This is a genomic window from Streptomyces sp. NPDC043726, from assembly GCF_056436565.1.
This window is the reverse complement of record NZ_JBWKCI010000002.1, coordinates 553,163-574,334: the sequence shown is the minus strand read 5'-3', so window position 1 is coordinate 574,334 and position 21,172 is coordinate 553,163. Positions and strand designations below refer to the sequence as shown.

The window sequence follows — 21,172 nt, the reverse complement described above, 5'->3', positions numbered from 1 at the left end:
CCCTCCGGGCGGTGCCGGTTCCGTCAAGAACCGTCGCGCGCAGTTCCGTCCGGTGCCGTGACCGTCGTGAACGGCAGCACCAGACGGGACGGGTGGGCGGCGTCGCGGTAGATCTTGTGGGTGACGGGGCGGCCCACGGGCAGGTGGAAGGCGTCCGGCGGCAGCAGCGCGTTGTGCGCGTCGGCCAACGGCTCGTCGTTCGACAGCTCCACCACCAGGCGGTGGCCCTGCCGGAAGGTCGCGGCGAACGGGTACAGCCGCAGCACGTACTCCTCGATCGTCCCGGGCCGCACCGGCACCGCCCGGGTGTGCGGATGGTACGGATCGCCCTCGGTGGTGCGCTCCTCGTCGAGCTCCCGGTGGGACGCCTTGAGGTAGCCGGTGGTGATCAACTGGCGCTTGCCGCCCGGGGCCTCGTCCCACAGACGCAGAATGAAATTGGTGTCGTCCTGGTCGATCTCGGCGAACAGGTGGGCGGCGCCGGTTCCGATCAGTTCGGTGAGCGTCTCGAACGGCTCGGTGCTCCACGTGAGCACCTCGACCTTGTCGGTGACGGTGAGGGGTGCCTGGTAGAAGCCGTCGGGGGCGGCGTGTTCGGTACCCATGCGCTCGGGCTCGAAGGACAGCTTGTGCCGCGGGCGCAGGTAGAGCGGCCGGTGCTCGATCTCCTTCGGCGGCCACTGCGCCGCGGTGACCACCTCTCGCGAGCCCTCCACGAACACGTTCACGGCCGGCTCGTCCATGATCCCGTTGTCGACGCCCTTGAGCCAGTACTCGTACCAGCGGAACATCTTGTCGTGCTCCTCGATCCAGGGGCGCGACTGCATCGGGGGGTAGGAGCCGATGTCGAGCTTCTTGGGCCCCTTGAGGACGTTGAACAGCTCGATGTGACCGTCCACCGTCCAGCCACGTCCCTGGTCGATCTGGAGGTAGACCGGGATGTCGATGTTCCGGGCCAGGTTGACGGGGTTGCGTTCCTCGTACCAGTCGCCGTCGAGCGGGTTCATGACGATGTCGAACCAGAACTCGCGGTTCTTGGGGTACTTGAGCACATGGACGAGGTTCGGCCAGGCCGCCACGTCCGGGTCGTTCAGCCGTTCGTCGACGAGCTTGGCCAGCTCCTCGGGGCTGTGGACGTTCTGCATGCGGGACTTGACGTCGGTGTGCGCGATGCCCGAGTCACCGCCCCGCCCCTCGCGAGCGGCGCGCGGCATGAACCACATGACGCCACCGTGGTACGTCGTCTCGTAGAAGTCGAAGTGGCCGCCGCTGACGAAGATCGCCTTCAGGTGCGGCGGGCGCTCGGCGGCGGCGAGCACCTGCATGGAGCCGAAGTAGGAGATGCCGATCATGCCGACGTTGCCGTCGCACCACGGCTGCGCGGCGACCCACTCGATCAGGTCGTACAGGTCCTGCCCCTGGGGGACCCCGCCGGCGTTGTAGTTGCCGATCATGACCCCGCCGGAGTCTCCGGTGCCGCGCATGTCGCCGATGACGTGGACGTACCCCTCGCGGACGACGCGGGCGATGTCACCGGCCTCGATGCAGCCGTCCCACATCGGGCTGGGCCGGCGCTGCGGCGGCGTGGTCAGGGCGAGGGCCTGCAACTCCTTGCCGTAGGCGCTCATCGCGATCAGGGCCGGGCGGGGGGTGTCCGCGAGGCCGTGGTAGGCGTCCGCGGCGAGTTCGACGCCGTCGCGCATGGGCACCCGCAGGTCTTTGCGGACGGCGATGGCCTGCTCGCCCGCCCGGATGGTGTGTAGGTCGGTCATGGTGTGAAGCTCCTGTACTGCGCGGTCGGGGGGTGCTGCGCGCGGTAACCGTGCAGCGAGGTGAAGAAGGGCGACGGCTCCAGCGTCGGGTCGCCGGTGTAGCCGAGCGCGTCGGCGACCGGGGCGAACGGCGAGTACGGCGAGTCCGTCTCCCGCAGGCCGCTCTCCAGGCAGCCGCAAGCGGCTTCGGCGATCCGGGCCTCGGCGGCGAGGCTCTGGTCGATGGCGTCCCTGGCCTGCGCCTCGTCGAGCTCGACGCCGTACGGGGTGCCGTCGGCGCTCCGGTACGGGTGCCCGAGGTACAGGCGCCGCGGCCGGATCTCGTCCCGCAGGTGTTCCAGGCCGGCGCGGTAGGCGGCCGGGTCCAGGTAGCCGGGGAAGCCGTTGGCGGCGCCGTGGACCTGCACTGCGTCACCGACGAAGACCGCGCGCCGGCCGTCGACGACGTAGGCGACCGAACCGGGCGTGTGTCCGGGGATCGCGTGCACCGAGACGGTGACGTCGCCGCCGAGTGAGAGCCTCTCACCGCCCTTGACGAGCAGGGTGGGTTCCATCTCCCCGGAGATGACGGCGTCGGCCGCCGCCGCCACCTTCGCCGCTCCGTCGGGGTCACGCAGGTAGCGGCCGCGTCCGGCGCGGTACTCCGCCACGTGCGCCTGCCGCGAGCGGAGTAGCGGCGCGTCTGCCTCGTGGATCACCACCTGCGCGCGCCGGCCGGTCAGCTCCCACAGGGCGTGCGCGCCGCCGACGTGGTCGATGTGACCGTGCGTCAGCAGGATCCAGCGCACGTCCTCGATCCGGCGCCCGATCGCCGCCAGCGCCGGAGCCATGCCCTCGGCGGGCGAGGTGGCGATCCCGGTGTCGACGATCGCCGGCTCGGGTGCGTCGATGAAGAAGCTGTACAGACCGAACCGGCCCCAGGGCGAGACCAGGGGGTGGACGGTGACCTCATGTGTCATGGCGCTCTTTCCGAACTCGTGCGCGACCGCGGCCGGTTCAGTGCCGGGCAAGGAAGTCGCGGGTCTCGGCGAAGACCCGGTGGTACTCCGCGATCCAGGAGAAGTGCTGGACGAAGCCGTGACCGGCGCCCGGGTACCGGCTCACCGTCGCCGGCACGCCTGCCTCCGTGAGCCGTCGGCCGTAGAGTTCGCCCTCGTCCCGCAGCGGGTCGAGCTCGGCGGTGACGACCAGGGCCGGCGGCAGTCCGCTCAGGTCCTTCCGCTTGATCGGGGAGACCGACGGGTCGGCCGGGTCGGCGCCGCTGTCGAGGTAGAAGGCGTTGAACGGCTTGAGGGCGGCCGTCTCCAGGCCGTGGCCGACCGCGTTCTCCCGCAGCGAGGCGTACCGGTCCTCGTCGAAGTCCAGGTCCAGCGAGGGGTAGTAGAGGATCTGGTGGGTGATGCGATCGAAGCCGTCGTCGTACGCCCTGGCCGCGACGGCGGCGACGAAGGCACCGCCGGAGCTGTCGCCGGCGAGGGCGAGCGTGCTGCCGTTCCAGCCCAGGTCGTCGCCCTGGTCGGCGGCCCAGCGGGTGACGGCGTAGCAGTCGTCGAGGCCGGCCGGGAAGGCGGCTTCGGGCGCCCGGCGGTAGCCGACGGAGACGACCTTCAGTCCGGTCTCCTTCGCCAGTGAGCGCGCCACGTGGTCGTGGGTCTCCAGGCTGCCGAGGAAGAACGCGCCGCCGTGGAAGTAGAGCAGCAGGCCGTGACTGCCCGCGTCGGTGGGCGTGTAGACGCGCACCGGAACGGCACCGGACGCGGTGTGCGCGGTCAGGTCCTCCACCGCGTGCAGCGGCAGACGGTCCTCGACGGGCGAGACATGCGCCTCCTCCGCGGCGCGCATCGCCACCGGGTCCAGCGGGCCTTCGGGCGGGGGCGGGAGGGTCGCGAGGAAGGCAGCGACCTCAGGGTGCAGCGGCATGTCGTCACTCCTTCGTGGTGGCGGCAGCGGGCTTCTGGCCGGGGAAGACGTCGTTGATCTCGTCCTCGCTCCAGCCCTGGCGGGAGATGGCCTGCAGTCGGTCGGTCACCGGCTTGCGCGTCGCCTGGTACAGGGCGAGGCCCTCCTTCAGGGAGCCCGCCTGGCGCAGGGCGTCGGCGAGCGCGCCGGCGTCCTCGATGGCCGAGTTGGCGCCCTGGCCCTGGTGGTGCAGCATCGAGTGCGCGGCGTCGCCGACGAGGACGACGGAGTCCGAGTGCCAGGTGTCGACCGGGTCGATGTCGTAGACGGCGCGGATGTTGACGGTGTCCATGTCGAGGCCGCGCGTGATGTCCACCAGGCGCTCGTCGAAGCCCTCGACCGTGCGCAGCATGTCCTCCTTGGTGACCTGCGGCGTCCAGGTGCCGTCCGGGCAGAGCGCGGTGATGTCGAAGGACACCTGGCCCCGGTGGCGCAGCGGCAGCAGGTAGACCTTCGTGCCCCGGCCGATGTACATGCGCAGGTTGTCGTCGGTGACCATGCCGTGGGCGTCGTCGACGGAGATGACGGCACGGTAGGCGTGCTCACCGGAGAAGACGGGGCCCTTGTCGCTGAACAGCCGCTCGCGCACGACCGACTTGATGCCGTCGGCGCCGACCACCAGGTCCGCCTCCACAATGGTGCCGTCGGCGAAGGTCAGGGCGGAGCGGTCACCCTTGTCCTCGACGTGCTCGAGCCGGTGGCCGAGGCGCACCATGCCCTCCGGCAGCACGCCGAGCAGGGCCTCGATGAAGTCGCCGCGGTGGATCAGATGGGTGTGGGTCCGGTCGCCCTCGGCCGGCCACGCCTCCTTCATGATCGGGTCACCGGTGGCGGTGAGGATCTCGAAGTACTCGCTGGGCGAGCTGACTTGGGCGAACGCGTCGTGGATCCCCCACTGGCCGAACCGGTTCATGGTGGCGGGGCGCAGGCCGATGCCGGCGCCGACCTCCCGGATGCGGTTCGCCTGCTCGTAGACGGTGACGTCCGCGCCGAGCAGGCTGAGGGCCTTGGCCGCCGCCGCGCCGCCGTATCCCGCTCCGACGATCGCGATCTTCAGGTTTTTCAGATCCGAGGACTGCATGGCGGTTCTCTCTTACTTCTGGATGGTCAGGAAGTCGGCGGGGTTACCGACGAAGATCGTCTGGATGGCGGCCTCGTCGAGGCCGGCGGCACGCAGGTCGGGGACCAGCTCGTCGAACAGGTAGTTGACGGTGTGTCCCTTGACGCCGGGCCAGCCCAGGGGCGAGCAGTTGGCGTCGGCCGAGGCGAGAACCCGCTTGATCCGGCGGCCCTCGTCGATGAACCGCAGGAAGTGGTTCAGACGCTCGGCGCGCGGACGGGCCCAGAACGGCGGGTCGGGCAGCTCGGTCTCGTAGCCGAAGGTGTCGAAGCCGATCCGGCCGCCCTGCTCGGCGATCCACACGTCGCGTGTCTTGTCGGCGTTCACTCCGTCGTCGACGTGCCCGAACAGGACGCGGTCCAGGGGCAGTCCCTCCTCGTCGAAGATCGCGACGGCGTTCTCCGCGTCGATCGCGAGGTGGGTCAGAACGGGTACGCCCGTGGTGAGCGCGGCGCGGGCGGCGGCCCGGTAGATGCGCTTGTCCAAATCGGTCATACGGCCGCCCCGGCTCACCCCGACCTTGATGACGCCGGCGAGGCTGCCGGTGTCGCCGATGCCGACGGTGATCTCGTGGACGAACTGCCGTGCCAGGTAGTCGACATCGGCGCGGGCGAAGTGCGGCAGGGCCGTGTCGCCGCCGACGAAACCGGTGCAGGCGACGATGTGCACTCCGGTCTTCGCCGACAGCGACTTGTAGTAGTCGACGTCGCGGCCGTTGCAGATGCCGGTCGCGTCCACGAAGGTGCCGCCGCCCAACTCGTGGAAGCGGCGCAGCTTCGGAACGGTCTCCTCGTACCGCCGCTCGGGGGTCTTCCACCACTGCGTGTCCAGCTCGGAGCCGGGCATGCCGTAGCCGATGTGCTCGTGGATCGCCACAAAGCCCAGCTCCTCGGCGGGGACCGGCCCCAGGACGGTGTTCACTCGCGACACAACACTCACCTTCAGAAGAGTTCTCGACGGTCGTTCGGGCCGGCGCGGTCAGCGCACCGCGAGCAGGTCGCGTGGGTTGGCCTCGAGGATGCGGCGCACGTCGTCGTCGCCCAAGCCGTGCTCCTTCAGCAGGGGCACGAAGGCGGTCAGGACGTGGCTGTAGGGCAGGTCGTTGGCGGGGTGCCCCTTGGCGACGCCGGTCGCGCCGACGGAGAGCAGGATCCGGTCTCCGTGACCGGCCCGGACGAGATCGGCCACCAGGGCGGCGCGCTCGGCGTCGGCGAGGTGTTCCCCGTCCTCGGTGCCCACGCGGTCGAGCACGACATGGGCGCCCAGGGCGGCGATCTTCTCCGGTGCGCCGGCGGCGACGGCGTTCCCGCGGTCCAGCCCGCCGACGGCGACCCGTTCGGCGGGGAGCCTCTCGTCGAGGACGACCTCGAGTTCCGCCACGGCGTCGGAGCCGTAGCGGAAGGAGAGGGCCGTGCCGGTGGCGAGGGCGGTGCGCGCCGCGCCGCGCAGCAGGCTCTCGTCGGTCGCGGTCATGCCGTCACGGGTCACCGCGGTGGTGACCAGTCCGGCCGGGCCGCGGCGCTCCACCCGCGGGACCACCATGCCCTCGGTGATCTCCTGGGTGAACAGTCCGGCGAACCTCTCGGCCGGCCAGGGGGTCGGCGGGTTGGTCTGCGGGGTGAGGAAGTAGCCGCCGAGCAGTTCCTCGGGTCCCTGCCCGGTCGAGGCGACGATGTGCACGCCGGTCGCGCGGGACAGGGCCTCGTAGAGCCGGATGTCCCGGCCGTGGAACATGCCCGTGCTGTCGACGATCGTGCCGCCGCCGTGGGCCCGGAAGTCACGCAGCTTGCCGGCGAGCGTCTCGAAGATCTCGGCGCGGTCGAGGGTGATGTCGAAGGCGTGCTCCGCGCCCGGGAGCACCGACAGCAGCGCCTCGTGGACCGAGACGACCCCCAGTTCCGCGGCCGGCACCGGGCCCAGGACGGTGTGGACGGTCTTGCTGTTCACGCTCATGGCTGCCTCACGTGTCCGGGGTGGGTGCGACGGCGCACCCTGTGGCTGCCGTCACGTTAGCCATTCGGTTTACATGACGTCAATGAAACGAACACCACGAAAAAACATTACTCGCAGTGTTGCCCGGACGTCGAAGGCCCGCACACCTCGCGCACACATGCACGCCATGCATGTGTCGGCATGTGAATCATTCACTTGATGGATGAGGTGGGCCCGCCTTCACTGAGGACATGAGCAAACCGCCCACCTCACATGTCGATCTCTTCGCCGACGAGGTCGTCCTGGACCCCTGCCCCGTCCATGCGGACCTGCGGGACCTGGGTCCCGTGGTCCATCTGCCGGCGAACGACCTCTACGCGCTGACGCGGTACGAGGTCATCCGCGGCGCGCTCGCGGACTGGGAGTCGTTCTCCTCGACGTCGATCGCCTTCAACCCGGCGGCGAACCAGGCCCTGACCGGCACCTCGCTGGCGTCCGACCCGCCGGAGCACACGCGAATGCGCGCCACCCTCACCGAGAACCTCTCGCCCCGCGCCCTGCGCAGCCTGAAGGGCCGGATCGAGACGAAAGCGGACGCCCTGGTCGCCGAACTGGTGCGGCGGGGCTCCTTCGAGGCCGTCGACGCCCTCGCCCGCGTCCTCCCGCTGGAGGTCGTCGCGGACCTGATCGGGTTCACCGGCCATGTGCGCGACAACATGCTGCGCTGGGGCCAGGCCGCCATGCAGGTCCTCGGCCCCATGAACCAGCGCACCGCCGACAGCTTCCCGATCGCCGGCGAGCTGTACGCCTGGTGCTCCGCGGTCACGGCCGACGACCTGGCCGAGGGCTCCGTCGGCCGCGGCATCTTCGACGCCGAGGCACGCGGCGCCATCCCCGAGGGGACGGCCGGCCACATCATCCACCAGTACCTCGGCGCCGGTGTCGACACCACCGTCGCGGCCATCGGCAACGTGGTCGCGCTCCTCGCCGCGCATCCCGATCAGCTCGACCGGGTGCGCGCCGACCCGTCCCTCGTGCCCGGGGCGTTCAACGAGGTGCTGCGGTACTGGCCTCCGGTCAACGTCTGGGGCCGCGTCACCACCCGCGACGTCGAGATCGAGGGCCACGTCGTCCCGGCGGGCGCCCGGATCGCGGTGCTGCTCGGCGCCGGCAACCGCGACCCGCGGCACTACGAGAACCCGGACGCCTTCCTGGTCGAACGCAACCCGGTCGACCACCTGTCGTTCGGCTACGGCCCACACGGCTGCGCGGGCCAGGGACTCGCCCGCCTGGAGGCCCACGCCGTGATCGCGGCACTGTCCCGGCGCGTGAAGCGCCTCGTCGTCGGGCCCGAGGTACGTGTGCCCGGCAACATCACCCGGAGCATCGAAGAGCTCCCCGTCCTGGAGGTGGTCCCCGTATGAGGATCGTTCTCGACCGCGCCCGCTGCGAGGGCCACGGCCTGTGCGAAGAGGCCGCCCCACAGCTCCTGCACCTCGACGACGACGGCGAGTTGGTGCTCGATCGCGAGGAAATCGACGCATCCGGCGCCGCACTCGCCCACGCCGCCGCCCGGGTGTGCCCGGTCGCCGCGCTGAGGGTCGAATGAGCGCCGCCGCCCTCAGCCGCGTCGTTGTCGTGGGCAACGGCATCGCCGGGCTCACCGCCGCCCACACGCTCCGCGAGTTCGGCTTCGACGGCGAACTGACCGTCGTAGGCGACGAAGTGCATCCCGCGTACAGCCGGCCCGCCCTGTCGAAGGCGCTGCTGCTCGACGCGGACGACCTCTCCTCGCATGCCCTGCCGCCGCCCTCCCACGGGGCGAGGGAGCTGCTCGGCGTCCGGGCCACCGGGCTGGATCCCGACCGGCGGCTCGTCACCCTCGACGACGGCACCGCCCTGCCCTACGACGGTCTCGTCCTCGCCACCGGCTCGCGGGCCCGGCGGCTGTCCGACCTGCCCGACGAGATCACCCTGCGCGGACTCGACGACGCGCTGGCGCTGCGGCGTCGCCTGGCGCACCGCCCCTCCGTCCTCGTCGTCGGCGGCGGGCCGCTCGGCATGGAGATGGCCTCGGGATGTCTGGCCAAGGGCTGCCGGGTCATTCTCGTCTCACAAGGGGAGCCGCTCACCCCCCAGCTCGGCCCCTACCTCGCCGGCCTCCTCACCGCCGCAGCCCGCGAGCGGGGGCTCACCGTCGTCGAAGCCGGTCCGGCACGGATCGAGGGGCGTCCGGGCGATGCCCGGGTCGCACTCGACGACGGCACCGAGTTGCGGGCGGACGTCCTGCTCACCGCCGTCGGTGACGTCCCCAACACCGAATGGCTGGCCGGCACCGGGCTCGTCGTGAACGGCGCCGTCCCGGTCGACGAGCGCGGCCTGGCCCGCCCCGGCATCGCGGCCGTCGGAGACCTCGCGGCCTTCCCCACCCCGCACGGCCCGCGCCGGGTCCCGTTGTGGAGCAGCGCCATCGACCAGGCGAAGGCCGCCGCCCGCGCACTCGTCCACGGCGCGGACGCCCCACCGCTCACGTTCGAGCCGTACTTCTGGACCGAGCAGTTCGGTCGCAGACTCAAGGCGGTCGGATGGCTGCCCGCGGCCGGGGAGCCGGTGTACGCGGACGGCGCACCCGGCGCCGGCCCGGCACTGATGACCTGGCGTCAGCAGGACGGCGGCCACACCGCCGCCGCGTTGGACCACCGCATCCCCGTCCCCCGGCTGCGCCGTATGGCCAGGCCGCCCGCGTAGGGTGTGCGCCATGAGCGGCGAGGGCGGCACCACGGCGTCGGGACCGGACCGGCTGGCCTCGGTCGATCTCAACCTGCTGGTGCCTCTTCTCGCGCTGCTGGAGGAACGGTCGGTGACCAGGGCGGCGGAGCGAGTCGGGCTGTCGCAGCCGGCCATGAGCCACGCCCTGCGGCGGATGCGACGCCTGCTGGGCGACGATCTCGTCGTCCGGCACGGCAGCGGCGTCACCCTCACCCCCCGGGCTTTGGAGCTGATCGCCCCGCTGCGCGGCGCGCTGCAACAGACGGCGCGGATCGTCGACTTCCCCTCCTTCGACCCCACCACGGACGAACGGGTCATCACCGTCGCCATGACGAACAGCACGGCGTTCGTCGTCGGCCCCCGGCTGACCCGGCTCGTCGCCGAGCGCGCCCCGCACGCCACCTTGCGGGTGCGGACGATCACGGTGCCGACCGAGGCCACCTTCACGGAAGGGGGCGTCGACGTCGTGCTGATCTCCGAGGGGCACTTCTCGCCGTATCCGCGCGAGCGGCTCTACGACGACCGCTGTGTGGTGGTGGCCGGTGCGGACACCTCGCCGCAGGCGACCGCGCTCGACTTGCTCACCACCGAACCGCACATCGTCGTCGACACCGACCGGCGGGTCTTCCCCTACTCGGTGCTGGAGGACGAGGGCGTCCCCTACCGCGTCGGACTGTGGATCTCCGACTTCCTGCTGGTGCCGTTCCACGTGGCGCGCGCCGGCGGCGTCGCCCTGCTGCGCTACCGGGTGGCCGCCACCATGCGCACGCTCGCCGACCTGCGGATCGAGGAGTTCCCGTTCCCGCTGCCCGGGCTCGGCATCGACATGGTGTTCAATCCGCGGCTGGCCGACCGCCACTTCCTCGCCTGGCTGCGGGAGCTGCTGCGCGAGGCCGCGACCGAGCGGTGAGAGCGGCCTGCCCGGTCAGGTCAGGTCAGCAGCCGTACCCAGCTCGCGCTCAGCTCGTCGAGCATCTGCTCACGGGTGAGCTTCCACTCGGCATCGCCCCAGTGCTGGGCCACGTAGTCCAGTTCGGCCATCGCCAGGACGCCTCGGAAGTGGCGCTGATGCGGTTCGAAGCGCCCGGCGGCCGTCAGACCGTCCTCGATGTCGCTGATGGCCTCCTCCAGCCATCGCTCCACCAGGTCGCGCAGCTCCGGATCGACCGCGGCCGCGTCCCGGCCCACGCGGATGATCGGCCGGATCTCCGGCCAGCTGTCGGCGGTGCGCCGCAGCCAGCCGCCGATCGCCTCCGGCGTCCCCTCGGTGACGGTGGCGACCAGGTCCTGGGCCGTGGAACCGTGCTCGGGGGAACGGCTGCGCTGCAGCGCCTCGTTGAGCCGCTCGTCGATGAGCGCCTTCATCAGATCGCTGCGGGAGGGAAAGTAGGCGTAGAAGGTCACCCGGGTGGTGCCCGCGGCGGATGCGATGTCGTCGACCTTGGTGGCGGCGTACCCCTTCGTGGTGAACAGCTCGAGTCCCGACTCCAGCAGCAGCCGGCGCGTCATCTGCTTCTGCACCTGTCGAAGGTTCGCCATGCCGAAGATCCTAGCGCCGCCGCTCGCCGAGCGTACGGGCCGGCTCCGCGGCGAACGGCCTGTAAAGCGGCGGCCGGTGTCGCCCGGGTCCTCTCGGCCCCGGCAACACCGACCCGCCGTTCACACCAGCAGATCGACGAAGAGCCGCTCGCGCAGCTCGGCCACCGTGATGCCGTACGTCTCCCGCACGCGCACCCCGTCACGGGCGGGCTCGAAGACGCCGTGGTCGGTGTAGACGAGGCCCACGCAGCCCGCGCCGGTGAGCGGGTACGTGCACGCGGGCACCAGCTTGGGGGCGCCGTCGCGGGTGAACAGCTTCATCATGACCAGCACCCGGCGTGCCCCGACGGCCAGGTCCATCGCGCCGCCCACCGCGGGGATGGCATCGGGCTCGCCGGTGTGCCAGTTGGCCAGGTCCCCGTGGTGGGAGACCTGGAAGGCGCCGAGGACGCACACGTCGAGGTGGCCGCCGCGCATCATGGCGAAGGAGTCGGCGTGGTGGAAGTACGCAGCCCCGGGCAGCTCGGTGACGGGCACCTTCCCGGCGTTGGTGAGGTCGGCGTCGACTTCGTCGCCCACCGCCGCGGGCCCCATGCCGAGCATGCCGTTCTCGGTGTGCAGCACGATTCCCGCGTCGGTGGGGAGGTGTTCGGCGACCCGGGTCGGCTGACCGATGCCGAGGTTGACGTAGGAACCGGCGGGGATGTCGCGGGCGATGCGGGCCGCGAGTTCGTCCGTGCCGAGCGGACCCCGGTCGGCGTGTTCCACCGGGCCCGGTGCGGGTGGCGTGGTCACGGTGGTCATCAGCGAGCTCCTTGCACGGTGAGTCGGCGGGCCTCGGCGCGAACCAGGCGGTCGACGTAGATGCCGGGGGTGACCACGGCCTCCGGGTCGATCTCACCGGCGGGCACGATGTCGGTGACCTGGGCGACGACGGTGGTGGCGGCGGTGGCCATGACAGGGCCGAAGTTCCGGGCGGTCCTGCGGAAGACGAGGTTGCCCATCGTGTCCGCGCGGTGCGCCGAGATCAGGGCCACGTCCCCCTTGATCGGGTGCTCCAGGACGAAGGCGCGCCCGCCGATCTCCCGGGTCTCCTTGCCCTCCGCCAGCACGGTGCCGACGCCGACGGGACTGTAGAAGGCCCCGATGCCCGCCCCGGCGGCCCGCATCCGCTCGGCGAGGGTGCCCTGCGGCACCACCTCCAGCTCCACCCGGCCGGACCGGTACAGCTCATCGAAGACGTAGGAGTCGCTCTGCCGGGGAAAGGAGCAGATCACCTTGCGCACCCGGCCGGCCTTGAGCAGCGCGGCCAGGCCCACCTCACCGTTTCCTGCGTTGTTGGAGACCACGGTCAGATTCCCGGCGCCCTGTCGGATGAGGGCGTCGATGAGGTCGAACGGCATGCCTGCCAGTCCGAAGCCGCCCACCAGAACCGTCGAGCCGTCCTCGATCCCCGCCACGGCCTCGTCGGTCGTGGCGGCCACGGTCGTCGCGGTCATCGGCTGCTCACCCCGTCGGTGACGTTCTCCAGGACCACGGCGAGGGCCTGGCCCACGCCGATGCAGAGGGCCGCGACGCCCCAGCGTTCGCGCCGCTCGCGCAGCACCTTCGCCAGCGTGCCGAGCAGCCGGCCGCCGGAGGCGCCCAGCGGGTGCCCGAGCGCGATGGCACCGCCCCGGGTGTTGACGATCTCCGGGTCGACGCCCCAGGCGTCCACGCAGGCGAGCGCCTGCACCGCGAACGCCTCGTTCAGCTCGACCGCGCCGATGTCGCCCCAACCGATACCGGCCCGGCGCAGCGCCTGTTCGGCGGCCCCCACCGGGGCGTAGCCGAACAGGTGCGGCTCGACGGCGTGCGCCCCGCGCCCGGCGATCCGGGCGAGCGGCTCCAGGCCGATCCGGTCGGCGGCAGCCCCGGTGCCCAGCAACAGGGCCGACGCGCCGTCGCTCAGTGGAGAGGCGTTGCCCGCGGTGATCGTGCCGTCCGGGCGGAACGAGGGCTTCAGGCCCGCCAGCTTCTCGGGTGTGGTGTCGGGGCGGATGCCCTCGTCGCGGGTGAGCCCGTCCGTGGGCAGGACGAGGTCGTCGTAGAAGCCCTCGTCCCAGGCGGCTGCGGCGAGCCGGTGGGAGCGCGCCGCGAAGGTGTCCTGCCGCTCCCGGGAGATCGAGAACTTCTCCTGGAGCAGTTCGTTGCCCTCCCCCAGTGAGACCGTCCACTGCTTCGGCATCGCGGGGTTGACCAGTCGCCAGCCGAGGGTGGTGGAGACAGCGGTGACGTCGCGGGCGGGGAAGGCCCGGTCCGGCTTGGGCAGCACCCACGGCGCCCGGGTCATGGACTCGACGCCGCCGGCGACCACGACGTCCGCGTCGCCGGACTCCAGGGTGCGCGAGGCGATGATCGCCGCGTCCAGACCGGAGCCGCACAGCCGGTTCACCGTCGTGGCGGGCACGTGCACCGGCAGTCCGGCCAGCAGCACCGCCATCCGCCCGACGTTGCGGTTGTCCTCGCCCGCGCCGTTGGCGTTGCCCCACACCACCTCGCCGATCGCGGCGCGGTCCAGCTCCGGGGCCTTGTCCAGCAGACCGCTCAGCGCGTGAGCGGCGAGGTCGTCGGGGCGCACCTTGGCGAGCGCCCCGTCGAACCGGCCGAACGGGGTGCGGAGCGCCGCGTACAGATAGGCGTCACTCACGGGTACCGCCCACCCCTGTCAGCGGTGCACCGGCGGCGGCGTCGTCCTCTGCGGCGGCCGAGGACAGCGGGATCGGCGCGAACATGGGGGGCTCCTGCTCCGGCAGCAGCGCGGTCGGGCCGTACAGCCAGTCCGTGAACGCGTAGTCGTGGGTGGCGCGGGCACGCAGCAGGACATTGCGCTGCTCACGTGCCTCGCCGTCGAGGTGCCACAGCTCGCCCCACGCGCGGGAGGTGGTCAGCACGCGGCGGCAGTGCTCAGGACGTACGGCCTCGTACGCGGCGAGCGCGGCGTCCCAGTCGACCGTGCCGTCCTCGGCTCGGTTGCGGGCGACGTGCTCGCCCAGCACCCAGCCGTCCTCGATGGCCATGATCGCGCCCTGCGCGATGTACTGCAGCGGCGGGTGCGCGGAATCGCCGAGCAGCGCGATCCGGCCGTGCACCCAGTTCATGATCGGGTCGCGGTCGAACATGCGCCACCACTTGTCCCGCCACATGAACGCCAGACCGTCCCGGACGAAGGAGCAGGTCCCGGCGAACGCGGCGTCGAGTTCGTCGGGCGTGCCCCAGTCCTCCTGGCCGGCCAGCGCCTTGGGCGACTCGAAGACCGCGACCTGGTTGAGCAACTCCCCGCCGCGCAGGCCGTAGTGGACGAAGTGACAGCCCGGTCCGACGTACACCACGACCTCGCCGAGGTCGACGGAGCGCACCCGCGGCTGCTCGGCCGGCACGGTGCCGCGGTAGGCGACGTACGCCGACGAGACGGGCTCGTCGTCGACCAGCAGTTCACGGGCCACGGAGTGCAGCCCGTCGGCCGCGATCACCACACCGGCCTCGTGGGTGTCGCCGGTGGCGAGGGTGACGCGGGCGCCGCCTTCGGTGTTCTCGTACGAGGTCACCTGCGCGTCGGTGATCAGCTCGACGCCGGCGCGGCGGCAGGCGCGCAGCAACAGGCCGTGCAGGTCGCTGCGGTGGATGACCAGGTAGGGGTAGCCGTAGCGCTTCTCCAGGTCCCGCAGGTCCAGCCGGGTCAGTTCGGTGCCGTCGACGGCGTCGCGCATGATCATCGCGTCCGGGACGACGCCGAGGCTCTTGGCCTCCTCGAGGAGCCCGTAGTCGTCGAGGATGCGGGTGCAGTTGGGGGCGAGCTGGATGCCGGCGCCGACCTCCCCGAAGGCGGGGGCGCGCTCCAGCAGGCGCACACGCAGGCCCTTGCGGGTGAGCGAGAACGCGGCGCCGAGGCCGCCGATGCCGCCGCCGACGACGATCACATCAGGTTGGGACATGCTGCACTCCTCAGAGCCAGGGGCCGAGCTCGGGAGCGTCGGCGAGCGAGTGGGGGCGGCCGGCCAGCCAGGCGGCGACCTCCGGCAGGGGGCCGTCGGGGAGCTCGGTCAGCCCGCGCTTGGCGCGGATCTCGGCGACCAGGGCGGTCAGGAATCCCATCGGCAGGTCGGCGAAGGTGACGCTGCCGGTGCCGAGGTCGACGGCGTGGACGCACACCTCGCGGGCCCGCATCCACGGCAGTTCGGTGGCGGCGACGGTACGGCCCTGGGCGGTGACGACCTCGTGGTGCCACTGCTCGTCGGTGAGCCGGTCGAGCCCCGATGCGAGTTCCCCGGCGGACGCGGTCAGCCAGGAGCGGAGCGCCTGGTCCGGCAGGGCCGCGCCCTTGGCGATACCGGCGGCGCGTTCCTCGGCGGAGGCGTACATGGGCGTCTTCTCGCCGGTGGCCGCCCAGTGCACCAGGTTGCCCAGGGCGTCGGCGTTGGCGGCCACATGCGCCACAAGGTGCCTCCGGGTCCACTCCGGCAACACGCTGGGTGCGGCAAGCCCCGTCTCGTCCAGGCCCGCTACGGCGTCGAGCATCAGCTCGGTTCCGGTGCGGGCCCACGCGCGCGCGTCGGCGACGGCGCGGACGGTGTCCGTCATGCCGCGACCACCGTGTTGGTGCAGGCGCCCAGGCCGGAGATCTCGGTGACGACGCTCTGGCCGGGGAGGAGGAAGACCTTGGGGTCGCGGGCGTTGCCGACGCCGGCCGGGGTGCCGGTCGCGATGATGTCGCCGGGGTTGAGGGTGATGACGGTCGAGATGTAGCGGACCAGGAAGACCGGGTCGAACAGCAGCGTGCCGGTGTCGTCCTGCTGCATGACCTGGCCGTCGACGGTGGTGGTCACCTGGAGCGCGGGACGGACGCCACCGACCTCGTCGGGGGTGACGACGTACGGGCCGACCGGGGTCGTGGCTTCCCAGATCTTGCCCTGGGTCCACTCGATGGTGCGGAACTGCCAGTCGCGCACCGAGATGTCGTTCATGACGGTGAAGCCTGCGATGGCGTCGGCGGCCTGCTGCTCGTCGGCGCGGCGGACCTGCTTGCCGATCACTACGGCCAGTTCGACCTCCCAGTCGAACGCCTCGGTCTCGGCGGGCCTGACGATGTCGTCGTGGGCGCCGATCAGCGTCTCGGCGAACTTCGGGAACAGAGTCGGGTAGGCGGGCAGGTCCCGGCCCATCTCCTTGATGTGGTTGGTGTAGTTGTGGCCGACGCAGACGACCTTGGAGGGCCTGGGCACGACCGGCGCGAAGTCCGCGCCCTCGACCGGGTAGGTGGTACCGGCGGCGTTGGCCGCCGTGTCCTGCCAGCCGTCCTCGGCGAACAGCGCGCCCAGGTCGGCGTACCCGAGATCGACGAGGACGTCGCCGTCGAGGCGGACCGCCCGGGTCCCGGCGGCGGTGCGGATGGTGGCGAGCTTCATGATCAGGCGTCCTTCTGGGTGCGGTCGAGCTTGAGCGCCTCGAAGACGGGCGCGTCGGAGAAACGGAAGAGGTCCAGGCCGCCCGAGTCGGAGTCGGTCGCACCGGCCTCGGACCTGGCGGAGAACGGCTCCCAGGACGGGACGACGAACAGATCACCGCGGGTCACCGCCCACGAGGTGCCGCCGACGGTCACCGTGCCGGAGCCGTCGAAGACCTGGTAGACCGAGGAGCCGGTCTCGCGCACCGGGGCCGTCTCGGTGCCCCGGGTGATCCGGTGGAACTCGGCGCGGATCGTGGGCAGGACGTCGGAGCCGTCGTGCGGGTTGCTGTAGCGCACGGCGGCGTGGCCGGGCTCGACGGTGCCGCCGAAGCCCCCCTTCTCCAGCAGGAGTTGGTCGCGCAGGGCGGCGTCGGTGTGTTCCCACTTGTACGACAGCAGCGGACTGCCCGGGGCGGTCGGCGCGGCCGACAGGGGACGCAGGCCGGGGTGGGCCCACAGCCGCTCCGAGCGCGAGCGCTCGGGGGTGGTCCGCTCGGCGTCGCTGATCTCGTCCCGGCCGAACTCGAAGAACTGCGCCTCGGTGACGTACTGGAAGGGGATGTCCAGGCCGTCGATCCAGGCCATGGGTTCGCTGGTGGCGTTGTGGTGGGCGTGCCAGTTCCAGCCGGCCTGCGGCAGGAAGTCGCCGCGCTTCATCGGCACCGGGTCGCCGCCGACGACCGTCCACACACCCTCGCCCTCGACGACGAAGCGGAAGGCGTGCTGGGTGTGCCGGTGCTCGGGGGCGTCCTCGCCGGGCATCAGGTACTGGATCGCCGCCCACAGCGTCGGCGTGGCGAAGGGCCGTCCGCCGAGCGAGGGGTTGGCCAGCGCGATGGCCCGGCGCTCACCCCCGCGACCGACAGGGACCAGGCCGCCGGCCCGGCCGGCCAGCTCCCGCAGCCGCTCCCAGCGCCACAGATGCGGCACGGCCCGCGAGCGCGGGTGGGCGGGCATCAGGTCGCCGATCTCGGTCCACAGCGGGACCAGGAGTTCCCGCTCGAAGCCCCGGTACAGCTCCTCGAGCGCCGGGGTGACCTCGGGCTGCCCCTCCGCGGCGAGGGCCTGCAGCCGGACGGGGGAACCCGCGGCGATGTCTTGGGTGATGGAGGACTCAGTCACGGGTTCAGCGTGCCGCGTGTCTACTGAAGGAACATGCAGATTCTGCACAGCAGAATCAAAGAGCAGTGCCCCGCCGGGCGGCCCGGCGGGGCATTCGGCTGCCGCAGGATCCATTCTCTTGTTACTGCGTTCACATCATTGACGCGACGTAAAGCGAGTGTCATTCTCCACGGCATCGCGCCGACTCGCGCCGTGCTCTCTCCCCCCACCGCGCCGCAGAGCCGAGCCCTTCCACGTTCTTTGGGTCGCCCGGTCACGGGACGCCCCCCTTTCCCCAGCCAGGGAGAACAGCAATGACGCTCAACAACGGGACGACCGTGTCCCAGGGCCCAACCGCGGGGGCCGCCCGGACGCCGGGCTACGCGGGAACACTGGCTGCCGCCTGCGGTGCGGTCTTCGTGGCCCAGGTCGCGAACGCGCTGCCGGCCTCGCTGAACGGGCTGTTCCAGCAGGACCTGAACACCCACGGCTCGCAACTCACCTGGATCACGGCCGCGTTCATGGTCGCGGTGGTGTGCTTCGAGTTCACCTTCGGCGTCCTCGGCGACCTCTTCGGACGCCGCAGGCTCATCGTGGCGGGCACCACCCTGGTCGCCGCGGGCAGCACCGTCGCCGCCCTCGCCCCGACCGTCCAGGTCCTGTGGCTCGGCGCCGCCCTGAACGGCCTGGGCGCCGGTGCCATGTTCCCCGGCTCGCTCACCGCGCTGACCGCCGTCACCCGCGGCATGCGCCAGCGGGCGCACGCCGTCGCGGTATGGAGCGGGTTCCTGTCCGCCGGAGCCGCCCTGTCCCCGTTGCTCGGCGGGGTGTTCGCCAAGGTCGGGTCGTGGCGCGGCTCCTTCTGGGTCCTCGTCGCGCTCGCCCTGGTCAGCATGGTGCTCACCCTGGCGCTGGCCACGGAGTCCAAGGCGCCCGAGGGCCGCAGGCTCGACGTGGCCGGTCAGATCACCTTCGCCCTCGGGCTCATCCTGGTGCTGTACGGCGCCGTCGAGGGACCCGAGTCGGGCTGGACCACCCTCCCCGTCATGCTCTCCCTCATTCTCGGCGCGGCGTTCCTCGCGGGCTTCGTCGTGGTGGAGTTGGGGGCCGAGTCCCCGATCTTCGACCTACGGCTTTTCCGCAACCGCGCCTTCAGCGTGTCGTCGGCGGCCGCGGTCATCGGGATGCTCGCCTTCCTCGGCGCCTGCTTCGCGACGAGCATGTGGCTGGGCCCGGTACAGCACCAGGACCCCCTCCGCGTGGCGATCCCCTTCCTGCTCCTGCAGGGACCCGCCTTCCTCCTCATCCCGGTCGTCTCACGGCTGCTGCACCGCGTCGCGCCCTCCTGGCTGCTGACGTCAGGGTTCGTGATGATGGCGGTCGGCTGCCTGCTCTGTGCCCGCCTGGACGTGACCGACCCGCGGCTCGGCGCGTTCGTGGCGCCCGCCCTGCTGATCGGCATCGGATTCGCCCTGACCGTCAGCTCCGTGACGGCCGTGGCGCTGAACAGCGTCCCCCCGCGCCTGGCCGGGATGGCCAGCGCCACCACCAACATGCTGCGCGACCTCGGCTTCGCCCTCGGCCCGGTCGTCGTCGGCGCGGTGGCCCTCAGCAACGCGGGATCGGCGTTCGCGACGAACCTCTCCGGCGCCGGACTCCCGGCCGCTCAGACGGCAGCGGCACAGGAGATCGCGAAGGCCGGCGGACCTCTCGCCGTGAACAGCCTGCCCCCGGGCACCCCGGGCTCCGCCGCCCACGACCTGGCGCTCGACGCCCTGGGCAGCGGCTTCGGCACCGCCTTCCTGGTCTGCGCCGCGGCGGCCGCCGTCGCCGCGGCCCTCACCGCCTTCGGCATGATCGGCCTCCACGCCCGCGGCACCGCCGCCCATGAAGTGACCACGCCCGCGCTGCCCGGCCAGGACGGCAGGCCGGAACTGGCCGCCGACACCGTGCATCCCTGATTCCGTCCTGCCGAGGTCAACGGGACGACCGGCGCGCATGGCCCGTCCGCTGACCACTGAGCTGCGGACGAGCCATGCCACCGTGTCAGGGCAACGCCAACCGTGAGTGCCCCTCTCAGCGGCCCCGCGGAAATCCGTCTCTTTACGCACCGGCAAGATCAACGTCAAAGTAGAGGCTCCGTAACAGCAGGAACCGCGCCCGGCAGAAAGCAGACGACATGGCCATCGACCTCAGCGCACTGCGGGCCCACTTCCCCTCCCTCGCCACCGGGCTCGCCTTCTTCGACGGGCCGGGCGGAACGCAGACGCCGCGCCCCGTCGCCGACGCCATCGTCGCGACCATGACCGGCCCCCTGTCCAACCGGGGAAACGTCAGCCGGTCGGAGCTCAACGCCGAGCACGCCGTCACGGAGTTCCGCGCCGCCTACGCCGACCTGCTGAACGTGCCGGCGAACGGCATCGTCCACGGCCGCAGCGCCACGCAACTGACGTACGACTTCTCCCGCCACCTCGCCAAGGACTGGCGCGCCGGTGACGAGATCGTCCTCAGCCGTCTCGATCACGACTCCAATGTCCGCCCCTGGATCCAGGCGGCCGACCGCATCGGAATGACCATCCGCTGGATCGAGATCGACCCGGAGACCACGGACCTCGACCTCGACTCCTACGAGCGCGCCCTGACACCCCGAACCCGGCTGGTCGCGGTCACGGCGGCCTCCAACGTCCTGGGCACCAAGCCGGACGTGCGCCGGATCGCCGACCGCGCCCATGAGGTCGGCGCCCTGGTGTACGTGGACGGAGTCCACTACGCCGCGCACCACCTGGTGGACGTACCCGCCCTCGGAGCGGACCTGTTCGTCTGCTCGCCGTACAAGTTCCTCGGACCGCACTGCGGGGTTCTCGCGGCGGCGCCCGGGTTCCTCGAGACCGTGCGTCCGGACAAGCTGCTGCCCTCCCCCGACAGCGTGCCCGAGCGTTTCGAGTTCGGGACCCTGCCCTACGAGATCCTCGCGGGCGCCACCGCCGCCGTCGACTTCCTCGCCGCACTGGACCCGGCCGCGGGCACCACCCGCAGGGAGCGCCTGACCTCCTCCCTGGCCTCCGTGCACGCACACGAGCAGGCGCAGCGCGCGCGACTGCAGGACGGGCTGCGATCGCTTGGCGACGCCGTCACCGTGCACTCCAAGGCCACCGACCGCACACCCACTGTCCTGATCACCCTCGAAGGCCGCGACGCCCGCGAGGCCCAGGAGCACTTGGCCGCGCGGGACGTGGTGGCACCGGCGGGGTCGTTCTACGCCTACGAAACCTTCACCGCGCTCAAGCTCGACGCCCCTGCTCTCCGGGCGGGCCTGGCCCCCTACACCAGCGCCGAAGACGTGGACCGATTCCTCGACGGGCTCACCACGTTTCTCTGATCTCCCCGGCGCGAGCGGCCGGCACAGCGCGTGCCCTATTCCGACTGTTCGTCCGCGCCGGTCTCCGGTACCACTGCCCGCTGCCCGGATGCCGGCGATCGCCGCGCATCCGCCCG

The 21,172-nt window shown here is 71.7% G+C and carries 20 protein-coding genes; 6 read left to right on the top strand and 14 right to left on the bottom strand.

Annotated elements, in window-relative coordinates; all coding sequences use genetic code 11:
* Nucleotides 1-23 precede the first annotated feature (23 nt).
* From AC068Z_RS07330 to AC068Z_RS07305, 6 genes are read right to left on the bottom strand one after another with little or no spacing between them, the layout of a single operon-like run.
* Complete coding sequence (locus AC068Z_RS07330) at nucleotides 24-1,772, bottom strand: CocE/NonD family hydrolase (protein WP_478553178.1); 1,749 nt, start codon at nucleotides 1,770-1,772, stop codon at nucleotides 24-26.
* Nucleotides 1,769-2,731 carry an MBL fold metallo-hydrolase gene (locus tag AC068Z_RS07325; protein WP_478553176.1) on the bottom strand — a complete coding sequence of 321 codons (963 nt, stop codon included), beginning with the start codon at nucleotides 2,729-2,731 and terminating at the stop codon, nucleotides 1,769-1,771. Before AC068Z_RS07325 ends, AC068Z_RS07330 begins: the two co-directional genes overlap by 4 nt.
* A gap of 37 nt (nucleotides 2,732-2,768) precedes the next feature.
* Complete coding sequence (locus AC068Z_RS07320) at nucleotides 2,769-3,692, bottom strand: alpha/beta hydrolase (RefSeq protein ID WP_478553174.1); 924 nt, start codon at nucleotides 3,690-3,692, stop codon at nucleotides 2,769-2,771.
* 4 nt (nucleotides 3,693-3,696) lie between these two features.
* A complete protein-coding gene (locus AC068Z_RS07315; protein ID WP_478553172.1) occupies nucleotides 3,697-4,812 on the bottom strand; it encodes an FAD-dependent oxidoreductase in 1,116 nt (371 codons plus the stop codon).
* 12 nt (nucleotides 4,813-4,824) lie between these two features.
* Nucleotides 4,825-5,781: a phosphotriesterase family protein gene (locus tag AC068Z_RS07310; protein ID WP_478553170.1), complete on the bottom strand. Its 957-nt coding sequence runs from the start codon at nucleotides 5,779-5,781 to the stop codon at nucleotides 4,825-4,827.
* A gap of 48 nt (nucleotides 5,782-5,829) precedes the next feature.
* Complete coding sequence (locus tag AC068Z_RS07305; protein WP_478553168.1) at nucleotides 5,830-6,804, bottom strand: phosphotriesterase family protein; 975 nt, start codon at nucleotides 6,802-6,804, stop codon at nucleotides 5,830-5,832.
* Nucleotides 6,805-7,034: 230 nt separating this feature from the next.
* Here AC068Z_RS07305 and AC068Z_RS07300 point away from each other — a divergent pair, with 230 nt between their 5' ends.
* Genes AC068Z_RS07300 through AC068Z_RS07285 form a run of 4 tightly spaced genes read left to right on the top strand, consistent with a single transcriptional unit; the run spans nucleotide 7,035 to nucleotide 10,462 of the window.
* Entirely contained in the window at nucleotides 7,035-8,207 is a 1,173-nt protein-coding gene (locus tag AC068Z_RS07300) for a cytochrome P450 (RefSeq protein WP_478553166.1), read from the top strand.
* A complete protein-coding gene (locus AC068Z_RS07295) occupies nucleotides 8,204-8,392 on the top strand; it encodes a ferredoxin (RefSeq protein WP_478553164.1) in 189 nt (62 codons plus the stop codon). Before AC068Z_RS07300 ends, AC068Z_RS07295 begins: the two co-directional genes overlap by 4 nt.
* The gene (locus tag AC068Z_RS07290; RefSeq protein WP_478553162.1) at nucleotides 8,389-9,531 is read left to right on the top strand and encodes an NAD(P)/FAD-dependent oxidoreductase; all 1,143 of its coding nucleotides are present in this window, start codon (nucleotides 8,389-8,391) and stop codon (nucleotides 9,529-9,531) included. Before AC068Z_RS07295 ends, AC068Z_RS07290 begins: the two co-directional genes overlap by 4 nt.
* 10 nt (nucleotides 9,532-9,541) lie before the next feature.
* Nucleotides 9,542-10,462 (top strand): LysR family transcriptional regulator, encoded by a 921-nt coding sequence (locus AC068Z_RS07285; protein ID WP_478553160.1) that lies wholly within the window; start codon nucleotides 9,542-9,544, stop codon nucleotides 10,460-10,462.
* 20 nt (nucleotides 10,463-10,482) lie between these two features.
* Here AC068Z_RS07285 and AC068Z_RS07280 read toward each other — a convergent pair whose 3' ends face one another.
* The 8 genes from AC068Z_RS07280 to AC068Z_RS07245 all read right to left on the bottom strand — a co-directional run bounded on the left by AC068Z_RS07280 (nucleotide 10,483) and on the right by AC068Z_RS07245 (nucleotide 17,698).
* Nucleotides 10,483-11,091 (bottom strand): TetR/AcrR family transcriptional regulator, encoded by a 609-nt coding sequence (locus tag AC068Z_RS07280; protein WP_478553158.1) that lies wholly within the window; start codon nucleotides 11,089-11,091, stop codon nucleotides 10,483-10,485.
* Nucleotides 11,092-11,211: 120 nt separating this feature from the next.
* On the bottom strand, nucleotides 11,212-11,895 hold the full coding sequence (locus tag AC068Z_RS07275; protein ID WP_478553156.1) for a 3-oxoacid CoA-transferase subunit B: 684 nt from the start codon (nucleotides 11,893-11,895) through the stop codon (nucleotides 11,212-11,214).
* Nucleotides 11,895-12,590 (bottom strand): 3-oxoacid CoA-transferase subunit A, encoded by a 696-nt coding sequence (locus AC068Z_RS07270; RefSeq protein ID WP_478553154.1) that lies wholly within the window; start codon nucleotides 12,588-12,590, stop codon nucleotides 11,895-11,897. The genes AC068Z_RS07275 and AC068Z_RS07270 overlap by 1 nt, the downstream gene beginning before the upstream one ends.
* Entirely contained in the window at nucleotides 12,587-13,780 is a 1,194-nt protein-coding gene (locus tag AC068Z_RS07265; protein ID WP_478553152.1) for a thiolase family protein, read from the bottom strand. Before AC068Z_RS07265 ends, AC068Z_RS07270 begins: the two co-directional genes overlap by 4 nt.
* A complete protein-coding gene (locus AC068Z_RS07260; RefSeq protein WP_478553756.1) occupies nucleotides 13,773-15,050 on the bottom strand; it encodes an FAD-dependent oxidoreductase in 1,278 nt (425 codons plus the stop codon). Before AC068Z_RS07260 ends, AC068Z_RS07265 begins: the two co-directional genes overlap by 8 nt.
* Nucleotides 15,051-15,075: 25 nt before the next feature.
* Complete coding sequence (locus tag AC068Z_RS07255; RefSeq protein ID WP_478553150.1) at nucleotides 15,076-15,711, bottom strand: maleylpyruvate isomerase N-terminal domain-containing protein; 636 nt, start codon at nucleotides 15,709-15,711, stop codon at nucleotides 15,076-15,078.
* Entirely contained in the window at nucleotides 15,708-16,535 is an 828-nt protein-coding gene (locus AC068Z_RS07250; protein ID WP_478553148.1) for a fumarylacetoacetate hydrolase family protein, read from the bottom strand. The genes AC068Z_RS07255 and AC068Z_RS07250 overlap by 4 nt, the downstream gene beginning before the upstream one ends.
* A gap of 2 nt (nucleotides 16,536-16,537) precedes the next feature.
* Nucleotides 16,538-17,698: a cupin domain-containing protein gene (locus AC068Z_RS07245; RefSeq protein ID WP_478553147.1), complete on the bottom strand. Its 1,161-nt coding sequence runs from the start codon at nucleotides 17,696-17,698 to the stop codon at nucleotides 16,538-16,540.
* Between the two features lie 293 nt (nucleotides 17,699-17,991).
* Here AC068Z_RS07245 and AC068Z_RS07240 point away from each other — a divergent pair, with 293 nt between their 5' ends.
* Together AC068Z_RS07240 and AC068Z_RS07235 are read left to right on the top strand one after the other, a co-directional pair.
* Nucleotides 17,992-19,638 carry an MFS transporter gene (locus tag AC068Z_RS07240; RefSeq protein WP_478553145.1) on the top strand — a complete coding sequence of 549 codons (1,647 nt, stop codon included), beginning with the start codon at nucleotides 17,992-17,994 and terminating at the stop codon, nucleotides 19,636-19,638.
* 218 nt (nucleotides 19,639-19,856) lie between these two features.
* Complete coding sequence (locus AC068Z_RS07235; RefSeq protein ID WP_478553143.1) at nucleotides 19,857-21,056, top strand: cysteine desulfurase-like protein; 1,200 nt, start codon at nucleotides 19,857-19,859, stop codon at nucleotides 21,054-21,056.
* The last annotated feature ends 116 nt before the right edge of the window (nucleotides 21,057-21,172 follow it).

Excerpts from the sequence above, each read along its gene's own strand:
- AC068Z_RS07330 (WP_478553178.1), bottom strand. The coding sequence starts at position 1,772 with ATGACCGACCTACACACCATCCGGGCGGGCGAGCAGGCCATCGCCGTC.
- AC068Z_RS07325 (WP_478553176.1), bottom strand. The coding sequence starts at position 2,731 with ATGACACATGAGGTCACCGTCCACCCCCTGGTCTCGCCCTGGGGCCGG.
- AC068Z_RS07320 (WP_478553174.1), bottom strand. The coding sequence starts at position 3,692 with ATGCCGCTGCACCCTGAGGTCGCTGCCTTCCTCGCGACCCTCCCGCCC.
- AC068Z_RS07315 (WP_478553172.1), bottom strand. The coding sequence starts at position 4,812 with ATGCAGTCCTCGGATCTGAAAAACCTGAAGATCGCGATCGTCGGAGCG.
- AC068Z_RS07305 (WP_478553168.1), bottom strand. The coding sequence starts at position 6,804 with ATGAGCGTGAACAGCAAGACCGTCCACACCGTCCTGGGCCCGGTGCCG.
- AC068Z_RS07300 (WP_478553166.1), top strand. The coding sequence starts at position 7,035 with ATGAGCAAACCGCCCACCTCACATGTCGATCTCTTCGCCGACGAGGTC.
- AC068Z_RS07295 (WP_478553164.1), top strand. The coding sequence starts at position 8,204 with ATGAGGATCGTTCTCGACCGCGCCCGCTGCGAGGGCCACGGCCTGTGC.
- AC068Z_RS07290 (WP_478553162.1), top strand. The coding sequence starts at position 8,389 with ATGAGCGCCGCCGCCCTCAGCCGCGTCGTTGTCGTGGGCAACGGCATC.
- AC068Z_RS07285 (WP_478553160.1), top strand. The coding sequence starts at position 9,542 with ATGAGCGGCGAGGGCGGCACCACGGCGTCGGGACCGGACCGGCTGGCC.
- AC068Z_RS07280 (WP_478553158.1), bottom strand. The coding sequence starts at position 11,091 with ATGGCGAACCTTCGACAGGTGCAGAAGCAGATGACGCGCCGGCTGCTG.
- AC068Z_RS07275 (WP_478553156.1), bottom strand. The coding sequence starts at position 11,895 with ATGACCACCGTGACCACGCCACCCGCACCGGGCCCGGTGGAACACGCC.
- AC068Z_RS07270 (WP_478553154.1), bottom strand. The coding sequence starts at position 12,590 with ATGACCGCGACGACCGTGGCCGCCACGACCGACGAGGCCGTGGCGGGG.
- AC068Z_RS07255 (WP_478553150.1), bottom strand. The coding sequence starts at position 15,711 with ATGACGGACACCGTCCGCGCCGTCGCCGACGCGCGCGCGTGGGCCCGC.
- AC068Z_RS07250 (WP_478553148.1), bottom strand. The coding sequence starts at position 16,535 with ATGAAGCTCGCCACCATCCGCACCGCCGCCGGGACCCGGGCGGTCCGC.
- AC068Z_RS07240 (WP_478553145.1), top strand. The coding sequence starts at position 17,992 with ATGACGCTCAACAACGGGACGACCGTGTCCCAGGGCCCAACCGCGGGG.
- AC068Z_RS07235 (WP_478553143.1), top strand. The coding sequence starts at position 19,857 with ATGGCCATCGACCTCAGCGCACTGCGGGCCCACTTCCCCTCCCTCGCC.